This window comes from Martinezella sp. CNPSo 3964 (assembly GCF_057784375.1).
This window is the reverse complement of sequence record NZ_JBXSOW010000002.1, coordinates 586,024-601,660: the sequence shown is the minus strand read 5'-3', so window position 1 is coordinate 601,660 and position 15,637 is coordinate 586,024. Positions and strand designations below refer to the sequence as shown.

18 protein-coding genes are annotated in these 15,637 nt (G+C 59.9%); 12 read left to right on the top strand and 6 right to left on the bottom strand.

Features of this window, described 5'->3' with window-relative positions:
- Positions 1–11: 11 nt before the first annotated feature.
- Positions 12–332 (bottom strand): hypothetical protein, encoded by a 321-nt coding sequence (locus tag AC13Q5_RS09550; RefSeq protein ID WP_488501512.1) that lies wholly within the window; start codon positions 330–332, stop codon positions 12–14.
- Positions 333–478: 146 nt separating this feature from the next.
- Positions 479–1,087: a P-loop NTPase family protein gene (locus AC13Q5_RS09545; RefSeq protein WP_488501511.1), complete on the bottom strand. Its 609-nt coding sequence runs from the start codon at positions 1,085–1,087 to the stop codon at positions 479–481.
- Between the two features lie 257 nt (positions 1,088–1,344).
- Between AC13Q5_RS09545 and AC13Q5_RS09540 the strand changes: the two genes are divergently transcribed.
- The 4 genes from AC13Q5_RS09540 to AC13Q5_RS09525 all read left to right on the top strand — a co-directional run bounded on the left by AC13Q5_RS09540 (position 1,345) and on the right by AC13Q5_RS09525 (position 4,574).
- Positions 1,345–2,019, top strand: coding sequence for an inner membrane-spanning protein YciB (locus tag AC13Q5_RS09540; protein ID WP_488501510.1), 675 nt, complete (start codon positions 1,345–1,347; stop codon positions 2,017–2,019).
- Positions 2,020–2,145: 126 nt separating this feature from the next.
- Entirely contained in the window at positions 2,146–2,844 is a 699-nt protein-coding gene (gene ung, locus AC13Q5_RS09535; protein WP_075851446.1) for a uracil-DNA glycosylase, read from the top strand.
- A gap of 169 nt (positions 2,845–3,013) precedes the next feature.
- Positions 3,014–3,946 carry a VOC family protein gene (locus tag AC13Q5_RS09530; protein ID WP_488501509.1) on the top strand — a complete coding sequence of 311 codons (933 nt, stop codon included), beginning with the start codon at positions 3,014–3,016 and terminating at the stop codon, positions 3,944–3,946.
- Between the two features lie 16 nt (positions 3,947–3,962).
- Positions 3,963–4,574 (top strand): alpha/beta hydrolase, encoded by a 612-nt coding sequence (locus tag AC13Q5_RS09525; RefSeq protein ID WP_488501508.1) that lies wholly within the window; start codon positions 3,963–3,965, stop codon positions 4,572–4,574.
- A 53-nt stretch (positions 4,575–4,627) separates the two neighbouring features.
- Here AC13Q5_RS09525 and AC13Q5_RS09520 read toward each other — a convergent pair whose 3' ends face one another.
- Entirely contained in the window at positions 4,628–5,053 is a 426-nt protein-coding gene (locus AC13Q5_RS09520) for a hypothetical protein (protein WP_075851441.1), read from the bottom strand.
- A gap of 246 nt (positions 5,054–5,299) precedes the next feature.
- Here AC13Q5_RS09520 and AC13Q5_RS09515 point away from each other — a divergent pair, with 246 nt between their 5' ends.
- The 5 genes from AC13Q5_RS09515 to rutF all read left to right on the top strand — a co-directional run bounded on the left by AC13Q5_RS09515 (position 5,300) and on the right by rutF (position 8,719).
- On the top strand, positions 5,300–6,196 hold the full coding sequence (locus tag AC13Q5_RS09515) for a DMT family transporter (protein ID WP_488501507.1): 897 nt from the start codon (positions 5,300–5,302) through the stop codon (positions 6,194–6,196).
- A gap of 61 nt (positions 6,197–6,257) precedes the next feature.
- Positions 6,258–6,647: a RidA family protein gene (locus AC13Q5_RS09510; protein WP_457879672.1), complete on the top strand. Its 390-nt coding sequence runs from the start codon at positions 6,258–6,260 to the stop codon at positions 6,645–6,647.
- Positions 6,647–7,150, top strand: coding sequence for a VOC family protein (locus tag AC13Q5_RS09505; protein ID WP_488501506.1), 504 nt, complete (start codon positions 6,647–6,649; stop codon positions 7,148–7,150). Before AC13Q5_RS09510 ends, AC13Q5_RS09505 begins: the two co-directional genes overlap by 1 nt.
- A 123-nt stretch (positions 7,151–7,273) precedes the next feature.
- Positions 7,274–8,002, top strand: a complete 729-nt coding sequence (locus AC13Q5_RS09500; protein WP_488501505.1) for a class I SAM-dependent methyltransferase — start codon at positions 7,274–7,276, stop codon at positions 8,000–8,002.
- 177 nt (positions 8,003–8,179) lie between these two features.
- The gene (rutF, locus tag AC13Q5_RS09495) at positions 8,180–8,719 is read left to right on the top strand and encodes an NADH-dependent FMN reductase RutF (protein ID WP_075851433.1); all 540 of its coding nucleotides are present in this window, start codon (positions 8,180–8,182) and stop codon (positions 8,717–8,719) included.
- A gap of 14 nt (positions 8,720–8,733) precedes the next feature.
- Here the strand turns inward: rutF and AC13Q5_RS09490 are convergent, their stop codons facing one another.
- The 3 genes from AC13Q5_RS09490 to AC13Q5_RS09480 all read right to left on the bottom strand — a co-directional run bounded on the left by AC13Q5_RS09490 (position 8,734) and on the right by AC13Q5_RS09480 (position 11,910).
- A complete protein-coding gene (locus AC13Q5_RS09490; protein WP_488501504.1) occupies positions 8,734–9,507 on the bottom strand; it encodes an alpha/beta fold hydrolase in 774 nt (257 codons plus the stop codon).
- Positions 9,508–9,511: 4 nt separating this feature from the next.
- Positions 9,512–10,516 carry an NAD-dependent epimerase gene (locus tag AC13Q5_RS09485; RefSeq protein ID WP_488501503.1) on the bottom strand — a complete coding sequence of 335 codons (1,005 nt, stop codon included), beginning with the start codon at positions 10,514–10,516 and terminating at the stop codon, positions 9,512–9,514.
- A gap of 71 nt (positions 10,517–10,587) precedes the next feature.
- Complete coding sequence (locus tag AC13Q5_RS09480; protein WP_075851427.1) at positions 10,588–11,910, bottom strand: UDP-glucose dehydrogenase family protein; 1,323 nt, start codon at positions 11,908–11,910, stop codon at positions 10,588–10,590.
- Positions 11,911–12,238: 328 nt separating this feature from the next.
- On the opposite strand from AC13Q5_RS09480, the gene AC13Q5_RS09475 reads away from it, so the two are divergent.
- The 3 genes from AC13Q5_RS09475 (at position 12,239) to AC13Q5_RS09465 (ending at position 15,584) form a co-directional block, all read left to right on the top strand.
- Positions 12,239–13,096 (top strand): GNAT family N-acetyltransferase, encoded by an 858-nt coding sequence (locus tag AC13Q5_RS09475; RefSeq protein WP_075851425.1) that lies wholly within the window; start codon positions 12,239–12,241, stop codon positions 13,094–13,096.
- A gap of 181 nt (positions 13,097–13,277) precedes the next feature.
- Positions 13,278–14,084, top strand: a complete 807-nt coding sequence (locus AC13Q5_RS09470) for a class I SAM-dependent methyltransferase (protein ID WP_488501502.1) — start codon at positions 13,278–13,280, stop codon at positions 14,082–14,084.
- 204 nt (positions 14,085–14,288) lie between these two features.
- Positions 14,289–15,584, top strand: coding sequence for an adenylosuccinate synthase (locus tag AC13Q5_RS09465; protein ID WP_075851421.1), 1,296 nt, complete (start codon positions 14,289–14,291; stop codon positions 15,582–15,584).
- Positions 15,585–15,637 lie beyond the last annotated feature (53 nt).

Below are 15,637 nucleotides of genomic sequence, written 5' to 3'. Positions count from 1 at the left end.
CTGAAACGGCCTTATGCGGCAGAATGTTGTGAGGCCGGCTCGATCGGCAGATCGGTGCCGGAGACATCAGCGCCGGGACCCATGACAACGATGCCTTCACCAACGATCCGCCCTGCAAGCTGACCGTTGAAAACCAGATTCCCGTTATTGATGACATTGCGGCCGATCTGGCCGGAAACGACGGCGTTTCCCCCAGCTTCAATAATCAATCCGCCGAGCAGGCCTCCGGATGCAATCAGTTTCCCACCTCGTTTGACATGGGTAACTCCGGTGACGGTGTTGCCGACAACCATAATCTTGGTCACAACTAAATCACCAATATGCTGGACCACTTTCAGCTACTCCCTCGATGTTTCGAATAGATAGTCAGTGCAGCTTACGGTTTTTCTTGGCTCTCGCAATGGGCTTCGATTGGCCGTCATCGCACGTAAGCTTGCCAAATCAAGCGCGGCCTCAGATCGACCCGAAGTTTCTGCGCCTATCGTCTCTCCGGCAAATCCCAAACCTGATAAAGGCTATTGAGCGCCTCCGCCGTATGGCATTCCACCGTCGGCAACTCGGATTCCTGGAGAATTTTTGCATATTTGGCGCCGCTGTTGCGGGTCTTCACCAGTATCCAGTGAATCATCTCCCATTTGATGCTGTCCTTAGCGCCCTCGAGATGTCCCGCGCGGTTCGCGCTGTTGATGAGCGTGCGCTTGAGATAGCGCGAAAAGCGTAGCCAGTGATTGGAGGTGATGAGGATCGCCCCGGTGGCTCGGGCAAAGCGCTGCGGCATGAGGCGCGTATAATTGCCTTCCATAATCCATTGCTCGCCAAGAATGGCCGCATCGTGCAGCGCGGCGAATTCTGCTTCGGGACGCTGCTTCCAATCGGTGTGAGGCAGGTGATGAAGCTGATCGAGATGGATCGTTGGAAAGCCAAGCTTTTTGGAGAGCGCAACCGCAAGGGTTGACTTGCCAGCATTGGACGGGCCGAGCACGACGATGCGCTCGCCAAGGGAATGCAAGGGAAGCATGGGGCACCGGTCGAAAAATTGGGATGGCCTCCAATGGCTGAACCAAGTGCGGTTGTCAACGATCTGCAAACTTGTCGCTGCCATTGATCGCAATCGTCGAGCACGATCGAACCCAAGCCGGTTCGTCCGCCAGAAATTGTGATCTCGCCATTTCCGTATCAGCCATTCCTGACCATATCGCTGCTCCCCCTCAGTCGACATGCCGACAACAGGCCGAGCCGAGAGATGAGGGCGGAAGCGGGCAGCAAGCTGGAGAAGGGCTGGAAAGAGGCGCTGCCTGACGTCAAGCCGTAGCGTGGTCTTGTCCCTGTGCTGAGAGTGATCCCGTGGACATCCTTGATCGAGGCAATCCGGTGCTCTATGAATTTTACCCCTGTCGCAATGAGAGCCAGGGTGCAGTGAGAAGCTTTTTCGATGCAGCCAGGCTGCTGCTTGCCGATCTGGCCTCCAGCCTGTTGTTCGTCATCCTGCTGTCGTTGACGCACAATGCCACGCTTTCGACATGTCTGGCGATTGCGCTTGGTCTTCTCCAGATCGGAATTCAGTTCATTCGCCGCAAGCCCATCGAGGTCATGGAGTGGCTCAGTCTTTTTCTGGTCATCGCCGCCGGCGTGGCGACGCTGCTGACAAATGATCCGCGTTTCGTGCTGTTCAAGCCGAGTGTGATCTATGCGATCATCGGTATCGTGATGTTGAAGCCCGGTTGGATGAACCGATATCTGCCGGCGATCGCGCGCACGGTTGCGCCCGATGTCGCCATTTATGTGGGGTTTGCCTGGGCCGGCCTGATGTTCCTGTCCGCTGCGCTCAATGCAGTTATTGCCCTCATGTTTGATCTATCGACATGGGCGGCTGTCATGCCGGCCTTCGGTATCGGCAGCAAAGTGGTGTTGATGCTGGCCGGGTTTGCTGCGATCCGTCTCACGGTGCGGCGACGCGTGCGCGCCATGCCCGAGGCCGAACGTGACGCCTTGCTGATCTCGACAGGCGAAAGGGCTTAATCGCCGTTGCCGGCAACGGCCATTGCCGGAAAGCTGTGATCTGCCTGCTGCAATGGACGTCCTTTCCTTGACTTGCCGGCGCTTTCGCCCTCAATCGGACTGCTGACGAAAATGGAGGCGTGATCAATGGCCGAAGCGAACATCAAGCTCGAAGACAGCTGGAAAGAGGCATTGTCGCCTGAGTTTGCCAGTCCGTATATGGATGAACTCAAGGCTTTCCTCGTCGAGGAGAAGCAGCGCGGCAAGGTGATCTTTCCCCGTGGCAGCGAGTATTTCCGGGCACTGGATTTAACCCCGCTCGACGAGGTACAGGTCGTCATTCTCGGCCAGGACCCCTATCACGGCTTCGGTCAGGCGCACGGGCTCTGCTTCAGCGTGCGCCCCGGCGTGCGCATCCCGCCGTCGCTGGTCAATATCTACAAGGAACTGGAAACCGATCTCGGCATTCCGCCGGCCCGCCACGGCTTTCTGGAGAGCTGGGCGAAGCAGGGTGTGCTGCTGCTCAACAGCGTGCTGACGGTCGAGGAATCGCAGGCCGCCTCGCATCAGGGCAAGGGCTGGGAGCGCTTTACCGACGCCGTCATCCGCAGGGTCAACGACGAATGCGACGGCGTCGTCTTCATGCTCTGGGGCTCCTATGCGCAGAAGAAGGCCGCTTTCGTCGATACCGAGCGCCATCTCGTGTTGAAATCCGTCCATCCCTCGCCGCTGTCGGCCCATAACGGCTTCTTCGGCTGCCGGCATTTTTCCAAGGCCAACGCCTATCTGGCCGAACATGGCAGGGATCCGATCGACTGGGCGCTGCCGAGCAATCCTGAGGCTTAGCGAGGCGGCACGTCTCGATTGCCCTATGCATCAGTGAACGATCTGATTTTATCGTTCACTCTTTGAAGACAATCCGTTTGGCCATTCGGGGCTATCGAAACACGGCTCACGAGACCATCTTCTGCCCATGAGAAACGCCTGCCGGTGCAGGCGAGACAAGGGGTTTAAGATGCTTAACCAGATCAAAGGTCTTCACCACGTTACCTCGATGGCGGAAGACGCCCGCACCAACAACAAGTTCTTCACGGATACGCTCGGCCTGCGGCGGGTGAAGAAGACCGTGAATTTCGATGCTCCCGATGTCTATCACCTCTACTATGGTGACGAGGTCGGTACGCCCGGCACGATCATGACTTACTTCCCGTTCCCGAAGATGGCGCGCGGTCGCCCGGGCACCGGTGAGGTCGGCAATACTGTTTACTCCGTTCCGGAAGGCGCGCTTGGTTATTGGACCGAGCGGCTCGGGCAGCATGGGGTCGAAGGCCTGAAGGCCGACGAATCCTTCGGCCAGAAGCGCCTGCATTTCGCAGGTCCCGATGGCGATGGCTTCGCTCTTGTCGAGGTCAAGGACGACAAGCGTTTGCCCTGGACGCATAACGGCGTCGATGCCGAACATGCCATCCGCGGTTTCCATTCCGTCGCCATGCGGCTCAGGGATGAAGGCGCTACGGCCGAACTGCTGAAGTATATGGGCTACGAAGTTGTCGATACGCATGAGGGCGTCAAGCGGCTTGCCATTCCCGGCGGCAACGGTGCCGACTATGTCGACCTCGAAACCATGCCGAACATCAATCGCGCGCTTCCGGGTGCCGGCTCCGTCCACCATGTCGCCTTTGCCGTCGAGAACCGCGCAAAGCAGCTCGAAGTGCGCAAGGCGCTGATGGATACGGGCTATCAGGTCACTCCGGTCATCGACCGCGATTACTTTTGGGCGATCTATTTCCGTACGCCGAGCGGCGTGCTGTTCGAAGTCGCCACTAATGAACCAGGCTTCAACCGCGACGAGGATACGGCCCATCTCGGCGAGGCGCTGAAACTGCCCGAGCAGCATGCGCATCTGCGCGGATTGATCGAGCAGCATCTCGAACCGCTGGAAGGCTAATCCGGGAGAAAAGACGATGACGGACAAGAGTTATGTGCACCGGCTGAAGGCCGGTGCATCCGGAAAGCCGATTTTCTTCACCTTCCACGGCACCGGCGGCGACGAGAACCAGTTCTTCGATTTTGCTGCCCGGCTGCTGCCGGATGCGACGATTGTCTCGCCGCGCGGCGATGTTTCGGAATATGGCGCGGCGCGCTTCTTCCGCCGGACGGGCGAGGGTGTCTACGACATGGCCGACCTTGCTCGGGCGACGGACAAGATGGCGGCTTATGTCTCGGAGCTGGCGGCGGAACACGGTGCCTCCCAGGTGCTTGGCCTCGGCTTTTCCAATGGCGCGAACATTCTCGCCAATGTTCTGATCGAGCATGGCTATCTCTTCGATGCGGCCGTGCTGATGCATCCGCTGATCCCGTTCCAGCCGAAGGACAATGCAAGGCTGGAGGGTAAGCGCGTGCTGATCACGGCAGGAGAGCATGATCCGATCGCGCCTGCTCCAGTCACCAAGTCGCTGGCGGAGTACTTTGCGCGGCAGAGCGCCGAGGTCACGCTCGAATGGCATCCGGGTGGCCACGATATTCGTCCCAACGAGATCGAGGCAATCCGTAGTTTCCTCGCGCCTTACGCTTAGAACCTGTGCAAAACATTGGGCCGCGCGGCAGAAGACCTCTGATGCGCGGCCTGCTATTTGCCGATTAGACCTACCATGGCCTTCGCTTGCGAGGCGGCCGCCAGTTTTCCCTTCTGGTCGATGTAGTCTGTTCCGCAGAAGCGGTTGAGATTGGCGAAATCCATGCTGTCCGATTGCGCATGCCTTGCTTCGGCAATAACCATGCGCCAGGCGCAGCCGAGCATCTTATCAGGCTGGATTGCCTGATCGCAGCCTGTACTAAGACATAGGGCGACATGTTTCTGTGCTCGATATCCGCCTGCTATGGCCTCCTCGTAGTCGGCCTTCCAGCTATCGCGGGTATGTTCGCAGCGGGCGGGATTGCTGCTCTGGCTGCACTGCACCGTCTTGTCGACATAGGTTTGCGCCGGCGGCCATAGCGGACCGTCGACCAGGCTGACACAGCCGCACGCGAACAAGGTGGCTGACAGCAGGCGCAATTGATTCTCCTTCGACGAAGTCGCCAGAACCCTAGAGCGATCGTAAATATGTGCAAGATCAATGTGATCTTGCCAACAGCGACGGCGAGACGGCGCTCCCTTGACTACCGGTAGCAACGTGTGGCGTGACCTTCCTGCAACCCCTGACATCTTCCGGCATCCGCGACACGCAACGGCGCAAGCTTTGCTTGTGAGTATCATTGCCGCCCGCTAATGCTCTGCCGCTATAGGGCGGGGGATTTCATCGTGACGCTGGCGGAACAGCAACAATACAGGCTCGGTGTGATCTATGTGGCGCTCTCGGCGCTCGCATGGTCGACCTCCGGTCTCTTCGTGCGAGCGATCCATGCCGATCTCATGACCATCTTGTTCTGCCGCGGTATCGTCTCCGGCCTCGGCGTCTTCGCGCTGTTTTTCTATATCGAGCGCCGCAATGCCTTTCGCATCCTGCGCTCCATGCGCGGCCCGTCGCTGGCGGCGACGATCTTTTCCACCGCTTCCATGATTAGCGGCATCGGCTCGATCTATTATACCTCGGTCGCGGATGCCATGGTCATCTATGCGACCGTGCCCTTCGTTACCGCCGGCGTCGCCTTCCTCTTCATCGGCGAGCGTCCGAATGTGAGGACGCTGGTTGCCAGCGGCATTGCCTTCATCGGCGTACTCGTCATGCTGTCCGGGCACGGGAGCGATGGTGGCAGCTGGCTTGGCAAGGGGCTCGCCGCCATCATGACGCTGACAGTCGCGGCCCTTGCGGTTGTCATGCGCCAGCATCGCAATGTGCCGATGCTGCCGGCCATGGCACTGTCGGCCTGGCTCTGCTCCTTCGTTACCTTCTGGTTCGCTTCGCCGCTTTCGATCTCTGGCCAGGATCTTGGCCTGATCATTGCCTTCGGCATCATCCAGAATGCCATGGGCCTTAGCCTCTACACCTTCGGCTCGCGGCTGGTGCCGGCCTCGGATGCCGCCCTGCTGACGGCGCTTGAAGTGCCGCTGACGCCGCTCTGGGTCTGGATGGTTTTCGCCGAGCGCCCTTCAACGGCGACGCTCATCGGCGGGCCAATCGTGCTTGCCGCGCTGTTCGGACATATCCTGTTGGAAGTACGGCGAAATCGCGCGGTGAAATCGATACGGGCGCACTGACCGTCTTGCCCCTTTCATCACAAAATGCTGATATCGGCCCGGTCATCAGGAGTCGGAATCGATGAAAAAGGTCTTCAATCCCGCATCTGTCCGCCGCCCTTTCGGCAATTACAATCACGGCCTGCTGGTGCCGCCGGGCGCCAGCCTTCTCGTCACCTCAGGCCAGCTCGGAATCGGTCTTGACGACCGGATTCCAGCCGACGTGACGGCCCAGGCCGAGTTGTGCTTCAAGGCTATCGGCGCCATTCTGGATGAGGCCGGCATGAGCTTTGCCGATGTCATCCGCATTGCCGGGTTCGTTACCACGCGCGAGGATTTTCCCGCCTATATGGCCGTGCGGGACCGCTATATTCAGGATCCCAAGCCGGTTTCGACATTGCTGATCGTCGGCGGGTTTACCCGGGCCGAGTTCCTGGTTGAGGTAGAGGTCACGGCGGCGAAGGTGATGTGATGACGATCGGTCCCGAGCATTCGGCCGATCCATCCATGCCGCGCATTCTGGGACTTTACGAGACGCATCTGACGGTTGCCGATCTCCAACGCTCGATCGCATTCTATCGCGATGTGCTGAAGCTCGAGGTCGCGACCGTCATCGAAAGCAGGAATGTCGCCTTCCTGTGGATCGACGACAAAAGGATGGGCATGCTTGGCCTCTGGGAAACGGGCAGCGCTCCGCTTAGAATGCGTCTCCACATTGCGTTCAGAATCTCTCTTGACGATGTCCTTCGTTCCGCTGCCGCTTTGAAGGCTCATGGCGTTCAGCCGAAAGGCTTTAATGGCGAGCCGCTCGATGAGCCGGTCGTTCTGGGCTGGGTGCCGGCAGTTTCGCAGTATTTTTCCGATCCCGACGGGCATTCGATCGAGTTCATCCATGTGCTTGAGGATGCGGCTGATCCGGGTTTCGGTGTGAAGCCCTATTCGCAATGGTTGTCCCGGCCGAAACCGACCGCTTGACGGGCAGCGGCTGAAGCCCCTGGCAATCGGCTTTTCGCCGGCCTCCTTATGGTCTATGCGGGAATACGAGCAATACTGCCGACACGGCCAATGGCAGGCCGCGAAGAGGCGTGAAAGACGCGCATGACACAGAATATCTACGACGATCCGGGTTTCTTCGAAGGTTATAGCCGCCTGCAGCGCTCCGTTGACGGGCTGGCTGGTGCGGCCGAATGGCCTGCCATCCGCGCCTTGATGCCAGATATGAAAGGCCTCGATGTCGCCGATCTCGGGTGTGGTTTCGGCTGGTTCTGCCGTTGGGCGGCCGAACACGGCGCCGCCAGCGTGTTGGGGCTCGATGTCTCGGAAAACATGCTTGAGCGCGCGCGGGCGGAAACTGCGGATGCGCGTGTTCGTTATGATCTGGCCGATCTCGAGAAGCTCCAGCTTCCAATGGCCGGCTTCGATCTCGTCTACAGCTCGCTCGCCTTCCACTATATCGAGGGTTTCGCCGGCCTTCTGGCGACCATTCGCCAAGCACTTAAACCGGGTGGCCGGCTGCTCTTTTCGATCGAGCATCCGATCTACATGGCGCCGCGGCAACCGAAATGGCTCGATGATGCCGAGGATGGCAAGATCTGGCCCCTCAGTGCCTATCAGATCGAAGGGCCGCGGGTGACGAACTGGCTCGCCGAGGGCGTCGTCAAGCAGCACCGCACCATGGGCACGACACTCAACCTCCTGATCAGATCCGGCTTTGCCATCGTCCATGTCGAGGAATGGTCGCCAAGCGATGAGGATCTCGCGGCCCATCCGGATTGGGCGATCGAGCGCGAACGGCCGATGTTTCTCCTGATCTCGACACGGACCTGAGGCCGGCTTCGGCATGTTTGCGCGGCACCCCCGGAAGGCGGTTGTTTTTCCTTTTGTTGATAGATTTTATAGAGAACTAATTGCTCGCGAAGGCCGACTCTCTAAAATGTCGTTTCTTGAGGCGCTTTCATCCTCTCGATAGTGTGTGCTGACCGGCGCAAGTTAGGGGACAGCGGAATGAACATGAAAACCTCCGTGGCGATCGAGAAGGCGGTGCCTGTTGCCGATCCTGATATTGCGCGCACCGAGTTTCGCAACGCCATGGCGCGAATGGCCGCTGCGGTCAACATCGTCACGACCGATGGCCCGGCCGGGCTCGCCGGCTTTGCTGCGACCGCCGTCTGCAGCGTCACGGATAGCCCGCCGACCTTGCTCGTCTGTCTCAACCGCGGCGCTTCGGTTCACCCTGCCGTGACACAAAACGGCGTGCTCTGCGTCAACGTCCTTTCGGAAGCGCACCAGGATCTGTCGCGGCTTTTCGGTGGCAAGACGCCGGTTGCCGAGCGCTTCGCCGCTGCATCCTGGTCGGAGTTATCGACCGGTGCGCCGGTACTGGAAGATGCTCTTGTCTCGTTTGACTGCCGCATCGTGCGGCAGGCAGATGGCGGCACGCACGATATCCTGCTTTGCGAAGTCGATGCCATCCGCCAGCGTGACAACGGTCAGGGGCTTGTCTATTTCGACCGGGACTATCATCCCGCAGGCCAGGCCGAATAGGTCCGTTCGCGTCGTCACGCCAGAAAGTCTTCGATCGCCTTTATGACCAGGGCAGGGTGCTCGCGATGCGGCACGTGCCCGGTGTCCGGCATGATATAGACCGGGCCGCGGCCGGCCGCGATCCGGCGTGGATGCGCTTCGGAGCCATATTCGTCGCGGTCTCCGTGGATGGCGAGTACCGGGCAAGGCAGGCTCTCAAGTGCTGCATCGAGGGTCCATCCGGCCCTTGCCGGATCAAGCCAGGTGTCGATCCATGCATGCAGCACCCAATCGGCCTTGGCGCCGTGATATTTGGCAAGCCTTGCGAAGGTCTCGGCCGACTTGAATTCCTGCTGCGCGATCCGGATGCCCTGCAGGGTCCTGTCCTCCACGAAGGCCTGGGCTGCGATGGTGATCACGGCACGGCAGCGTTCGCCAAACCTTACTCCCGTCTCAACGGCCATGCCGCCGCCTACGCTGTGTCCACAGGCAACGAATTCCCGAATGGACAATTGCTCGCAAAGAAGCGGCACGAAATCCTTCGCCTCCGATGCAATGAAATCCTGCGTCAGAAGGTCGTTGCGGGCATTGGAACGACCAAAGCCCAACCGGTCATAGGCAATGACCCGACGGCCGAGGGAACGGGCGAGTTGCTGCGGAAAATCCCGCCAGAGCATGATACATCCGAGGGAATCGTGAAACAGGATTATCGGTTGCTGTGACCTCAGGACGGCCGGCGTCCATGATCTGGCATAGAGGCGCCCGTGGGAGCTCTCGATCCAATGTTCCGTTTCTGCGATCTCGGTCATTTGCTCAGTAATTTTCCTGATACCACTCGACGAAGCGTTTCACGCCCTCGTCGACTTCGATCTGCGGCTTGAAGCCCGTCAGCGCCACGAGCAGGTCCGGAACGGCGTAGGTATTGTGGACGTCGCCGGGCTGCATCGGCAGCATCTTGCGGATCGCCTTCTTGCCGAGCATTGTCTCGATGGTTTCGACGAAGGTCATTAGCCCGACAGGCTGGCCGCCGCCGATGTTGACGACGCGGAAGGGGGCGTTCTTCGACAGGGTGTCGATGATCGTCTCCGATGCGACCCGGTTTTCCTCCGACGGCACGACGTCGATCAAGCGCACGATGCCTTCGACGAGATCGTCGATATAGGTGAAATCGCGGCTCATCTTGCCTTCGCCGTAAATCTCGATCGGCCTGTCATTCTTGATGGCATCGACGAACTTGAAGAGCGCCATGTCCGGCCGGCCCCACGGGCCATAGACGGTGAAGAAACGGAAAGCGGTCGTGGGCACGTTGAAGAGATGCGCGTAGCTGTGGGCCATCAGCTCCATGCTCTTCTTGGTCGCCGCATAGATCGTCATCTGCTCGTCGGCCTTGTCGCTTTCGGCAAAGGGGATCTTTTCGTTGGCGCCGTAGACGGACGAGGTCGATGCCAAAAGCAGGTGCTTCGGCTGCAGGTTTCTCGCCAGTTCCAGGATATTGAACGAACCGACGAGGTTGGAATCGACATAGGAACGTGGATTTTCGAGGCTGTAGCGCACGCCGGCCTGCGCGGCGAGATGGACGATCACATCAGGTTCGGCGAGCTCAGCCGCGTGCTCTAGTGCCGTCTTGTCCTCCAGCATGCCCGTGACGGCCTTGAAGCCGTTGGAGCGCGCGAGGATGGCGGTGCGCTTCTCCTTGAGCTTGACGTCGTAATAGGGCGTCATGCCGTCGAAGCCGACGACGAAATGGCCCTCGTCGAGCAGGCGCTTGGCAAGATGGAATCCGATAAAGCCGGCGGTGCCGGTGATGAGATAACGCATTGATCGGCCTTTGCTTGAAGCATTTCCAGGAAAAGTGCGTAGCGATTTTCCGCTCGGAATGCGTAAACGCTCTAAAGTGTGGCGTCGCTCGAGGGTCTGCCGACGCTTGTATAGGCAAAGCCGTGCTTTGTGACCTCGTCATGGCGATAGATGTTTCTAAGGTCGACGAGAACCGGTGCCTTCATCACGGATTTGAGCCTAGCGAAGTCGAGTGCGCGGAACTGGTTCCATTCCGTCACGATGACGAGCGCATCGGCGTCGCGTGCTGCGCCATAGGCATCCTCGGCATAGGCGATGTTGTCGATGACCAGGCGGGCATTCTCCATGCCTTCCGGGTCGTAGCCTGTTACCGTGGCGCCGGCATCCTGCAGCGTCTGGATGATCGAGATCGCCGGGCTGTCTCGCATGTCGTCGGTATTCGGCTTGAAGGTGAGGCCGAGGACTGCGATCGACTTGCCCCTGATATCGCCGCCCATGGCCGCGATCACCTTGCGGCCCATGGCGCGCTTGCGATTGTCGTTGATCGATACGGTCGTTTCGATCAGGCGCACGGGGCTGTCGTAGTCCTGAGCCGTCTTGGCAAGCGCCAGCGTGTCCTTCGGGAAGCACGAGCCGCCATAGCCGGGGCCGGCATGCAGGAACTTCGAGCCGATGCGGCCGTCGAGGCCAATGCCGCGCGATACCTCCTGCACATTGGCGCCGACCTTCTCGCAAAGATCGGCCATCTCGTTGATGAAGGTAATCTTCATCGCAAGGAAGGCATTGGCGGCGTACTTAATCAGCTCCGAGGTGCGGCGGGAGGTAAAGAGCAGCGGTGCCTGGTTGAGATAGAGCGGCCGATAGACTTCGGTCATGACGCCGCGGGCGCGCTCGTCGTTAAGGCCGATGACGATGCGGTCGGGCCGCTTGAAGTCCTCGATGGCGGCACCTTCGCGCAGGAATTCCGGATTGGAGACGACGGCGACATCGGCTTGCGGATTGGTTTCGCGCACGATGCGCTCGACCTCGTCGCCGGTACCGACGGGGACGGTCGATTTGGTGACGATGACGGTGAACCCCTTGACGTGCTCGGCGATCTCGCGGGCGGCGGCATAGACGTAAGAGAGGTCGGCGTGGCCATCGCCGCGCCGGGAAGGCGTGCCCACGGCGATAAAGACGACGTCGCTTGCGGCAACGCTCGCCTCTACTTCCGTTGTGAAGGAGAGGCGACCGGCGCGAACATTGTCTGCCACAAGCTGCTCGAGGCCCGGCTCGAAGATCGGTATCTCGCCGCGTCGCAGCGCCTCGATCTTGCTCGTGTCCTTGTCGACGCAGATGACGTCATGGCCGAAATCGGCAAAGCAAACACCCGACACAAGCCCCACATAACCCGAGCCGATCATCGTGATGCGCATGAAATTTCAATCCTTTTGCTGGCGCCAGGCTTCGCGTCGAAACGTAAGGGCGACATGGGCGATTGTCTGCGCTTATACACAGGATCGCGGGTGACGCCTATATGCGATGCCCGGTTTAGGAGAATTGCGACAGAAGTGTCACAAAAGTTTGTTGGTTTTCCTGTTGTCCTATTCGAGTGCTTGCCTTGCTTTCCAAGTGAAACGAAGCCTTTGTACTTTAAGCTTATCATCGCCTATTGCTTGTGATTGGTAGCATGTTGCCACATGATGAATTGGGCGCGGTCGCTCTACAGGGGCGGCGGTGTAATGGGCGGTTCGGGACTATTGCATGAAATCGACTTTTGCCGTGCGGACAATGCGGGCTGGCGAGCTGGAGCTTGCTCTGGAATGGGCTCGGCAAGAAGGGTGGAATCCCGGTATTGACGATGCCCCGGCATTCTGGGAGGCCGATCCATCCGGCTTTCTGATCGGTGCGATCGGCGAGGTGCCGGTCGGCTGTATCTCCGTTGTCCGTTACGGCGAGGCTTTCGCGTTCCTTGGCCTTTACATATTGCATCCCGAGCTTCGAGGCAGGGGATATGGGAAACAGCTCTGGAACAAGGGCATGACGCTTGCCGGCAATCGCATCGTCGGCCTGGATGGGGTCGTCGCGCAGCAGGAAAACTACCGGCGGCACGGTTTTGAGACAGCCTATCGGACACTCCGTTATGGCGGCATCCCCAAGATACCCGAGGTGGATGAACAGCAGGCAAGACAGGTGGTGCCAGTCGTGGATGGCAAGCTTGATGGACTGGTGCATTATGATGCGGAAATCTTCCCCGGACTGCGTCATTCCTTCATCCGGGCCTGGTGCGGTGCTCCCGAGAGGCGTGCATCCTTCATCGTAGGCGGCGGCAGCAGGGTTCGCGGCTACGGCACGATCCGCCGCTGTTTCGAGGGTTACAAGATCGGTCCGCTATTTGCCAACAAGCCGGAGGTCGCATTGGCTTTGCTGAGCAAGCTGCTGGCAAAGGCCAAGGGCGGGCCGGTCTACCTGGATGTGCCTGTCGATAACGCTCAGGCGATCAGGCTTGCTGAAGATTGTGGCTTGTCACCGGTCTTCGAGACGGCGCGCATGTATCGCGGCACAGCGCCGGCAATCCCGCTCGATCGCGTGTTCGGCGTGACGACGCTGGAACTCGGATAGCGGCACACGGCCGGCTCAGTCAGGGCGGCGCCAAGATTAACCTTAACAAACGATTACTCGCGAAACGGCAGGTTTGCACAACCTGAACGGCTGCATGTTCCATGTGGCTGATGTATAGATTTCTCGGGGCGCCAAGGGGGAACTGAACAATGAATGTTCATTTTCTTGTTGGAGTCCGGCTATGCATGTCATGGAAAGTATTAACCGGCAGACCTGGCGTAATCCCTGGGCCTTGCGCGACTATCGCCGCAGTAGTGGCTATCTGAACGAAGGCGAGCGTGCCGCCTTTACTATTGCTGCCCCTCGGATGGGCCGGGGGCGTATTCTCGATATCGGTGTCGGCGGGGGCCGCACCGCGCAGCTCTTGCGAGACTTCGCAAGCGACTATGTCGGCGTCGATTATACGCCCGAGATGGTTGCACTTTGCCGAAAGAACCACTCAGGCCTCCGTTTCGAGCACATGGATGCGCGCGATCTGTCGGCGTTCCGAGATGCCAGTTTCGATATGGTCGTCTTCAGTTATAACGGCATCGATTCCGTCGATGCGGCGGGAAGGCTGGCCATCCTGCGGGAGGCGGCACGCGTCCTTGCTTCCGGCGGCGCCTTCGTCTTTTCGACATTCCACCGCGGCTGGCGTGGCTTCGATGACCGCGTCGACTATCGCCGGCTGGAATGGACGTCCAACCCGGTGCGGCTCGGTTTGCGAACCCTGCGCTATGTCGAGGGCCGCATTTCCGGCACGCTGCGCCAGCGTCGGCTGAGGCCGCTCGAGGAGCGGGCCGGCGAACATGCGATCCTGTTGCATGGCGCCCATGATTTCGGCGTGATGGTCTATGCGACGACGCCGGCGCAAGTCCGGTCGCAACTGGCCGATGCCGGCTTTGCCATGCCGGTGCTGCTGCTCGATCTTGAAGGAAAGCCGATCGGTGCAGTGGCGTCGCCAGAACAGGAATATTTTCATGTCGTCGCCCACAAGCCGGGCCTTTGACAGTCAAGGCCATCGGCCGGATAAGGGTACACTGGAGGCCCCGTCCGGCCGATAGCCGGGAAAATTCCTGTTGGAGGCGCTGATTCGTCATGCAAAAAGCCGAATCTCCTGAGACAACAGGGTCGCTTTCCCAAAAACAAAGCTTTATAGATGCGCGGGTTTGAGCAAGGCGCGCCGCCGCGCGCAGGAAGCGGGAATGGATAAATGACGAATGTTGTAGTGATCGGCTCGCAATGGGGTGACGAAGGCAAGGGCAAGATTGTCGACTGGCTTTCGGAACGCGCCGATGTGATTGTACGCTTTCAGGGCGGCCACAATGCCGGTCATACGCTTGTCGTCGATGGCGTCAGCTACAAGCTCGCGCTGCTGCCCTCCGGGCTCGTGCGCGGCAAGCTCAGCGTCATCGGCAACGGCGTCGTCGTCGATCCCCATCACTTCGTCGCCGAAGTCGACAAGCTGCGCGCTCAGGGCATTGCCGTTACGCCTGACGTGCTGCGCATTGCCGAGAACGCGCCGCTGATCCTGTCGCTGCATCGCGATCTGGATGCCATGCGCGAAGATGCCGCTTCCAACAGCGGTACGAAGATCGGAACGACCCGCCGCGGCATCGGCCCGGCCTATGAAGACAAGGTCGGCCGTCGCGCCATTCGCGTCATCGACCTCGCCGAGCCGGAAACGCTGCCGGCCAAGATCGACCGGCTGCTGACGCATCACAATGCGCTTCGGCGCGGCATGGGCGTCGACGAAATTTCCTTCGATGCCCTGCACACTGAGCTGAGCTCCGTTGCGGAGCATATCCTTCCCTATATCGATCAGGTCTGGCGGTTGCTCGACGAGCAGCGCAAGGCTGGCGCCCGCATCCTTTTCGAAGGTGCGCAGGGTGCGTTGCTGGACAATGACCACGGCACCTATCCCTTCGTGACCTCCTCCAACACGGTTGCCGGCCAGGCAGCCGCCGGCTCTGGTCTCGGCCCGACGGCGCTCGGCTACGTGCTGGGGATCACCAAGGCCTATACGACGCGCGTCGGCGAAGGGCCGTTCCCTTGCGAACTGCATGATGAGATCGGCAAGCACCTGTCGACCGTCGGCCGCGAAGTGGGCGTCAACACCGGCCGTCCGCGCCGTTGCGGCTGGTTCGATGCCGTGCTGGTGCGCCAGACGGTGAAGACCTCGGGCATTACGGGCATCGCGCTCACCAAGCTCGACGTTCTCGACGGCCTCGACGAACTGAAGATCTGCGTCGGCTATAAGCTCGACGGCAAGGAAATCGATTATCTGCCGGCAAGCCAGGCAGCACAGGCCCGCGTCGAGCCGATCTACATCACGCTCGAGGGCTGGAAGGAATCGACCGTGGGCGCCCGTAAGTGGGCCGATCTGCCGGCACAGGCGATCAAGTATGTGCGTCAGGTGGAAGAGCTGATCGGTGCGCCGGTGGCGCTGCTTTCGACCAGCCCCGAGCGCGAAGACACCATACTTGTGACTGACCCCTTTGAGGGCTAAAGTTGCGTATCTATGACGAATCCCGGCCCGGCTGCACACCGGGCATCATGAGA

Coding starts and splice junctions, on each gene's coding strand:
- AC13Q5_RS09505 (WP_488501506.1), top strand. CDS start 6,647: ATGACGATCGGTCCCGAGCATTCGGCCGATCCATCCATGCCGCGCATT.
- AC13Q5_RS09485 (WP_488501503.1), bottom strand. CDS start 10,516: ATGCGTTATCTCATCACCGGCACCGCCGGCTTTATCGGATTCCATCTT.
- AC13Q5_RS09465 (WP_075851421.1), top strand. CDS start 14,289: ATGACGAATGTTGTAGTGATCGGCTCGCAATGGGGTGACGAAGGCAAG.
- AC13Q5_RS09500 (WP_488501505.1), top strand. CDS start 7,274: ATGACACAGAATATCTACGACGATCCGGGTTTCTTCGAAGGTTATAGC.
- AC13Q5_RS09530 (WP_488501509.1), top strand. CDS start 3,014: ATGCTTAACCAGATCAAAGGTCTTCACCACGTTACCTCGATGGCGGAA.
- ung (WP_075851446.1), top strand. CDS start 2,146: ATGGCCGAAGCGAACATCAAGCTCGAAGACAGCTGGAAAGAGGCATTG.
- rutF (WP_075851433.1), top strand. CDS start 8,180: ATGAACATGAAAACCTCCGTGGCGATCGAGAAGGCGGTGCCTGTTGCC.
- AC13Q5_RS09475 (WP_075851425.1), top strand. CDS start 12,239: ATGAAATCGACTTTTGCCGTGCGGACAATGCGGGCTGGCGAGCTGGAG.
- AC13Q5_RS09470 (WP_488501502.1), top strand. CDS start 13,278: ATGCATGTCATGGAAAGTATTAACCGGCAGACCTGGCGTAATCCCTGG.
- AC13Q5_RS09490 (WP_488501504.1), bottom strand. CDS start 9,507: ATGACCGAGATCGCAGAAACGGAACATTGGATCGAGAGCTCCCACGGG.
- AC13Q5_RS09510 (WP_457879672.1), top strand. CDS start 6,258: ATGAAAAAGGTCTTCAATCCCGCATCTGTCCGCCGCCCTTTCGGCAAT.
- AC13Q5_RS09480 (WP_075851427.1), bottom strand. CDS start 11,910: ATGCGCATCACGATGATCGGCTCGGGTTATGTGGGGCTTGTGTCGGGT.
- AC13Q5_RS09525 (WP_488501508.1), top strand. CDS start 3,963: ATGACGGACAAGAGTTATGTGCACCGGCTGAAGGCCGGTGCATCCGGA.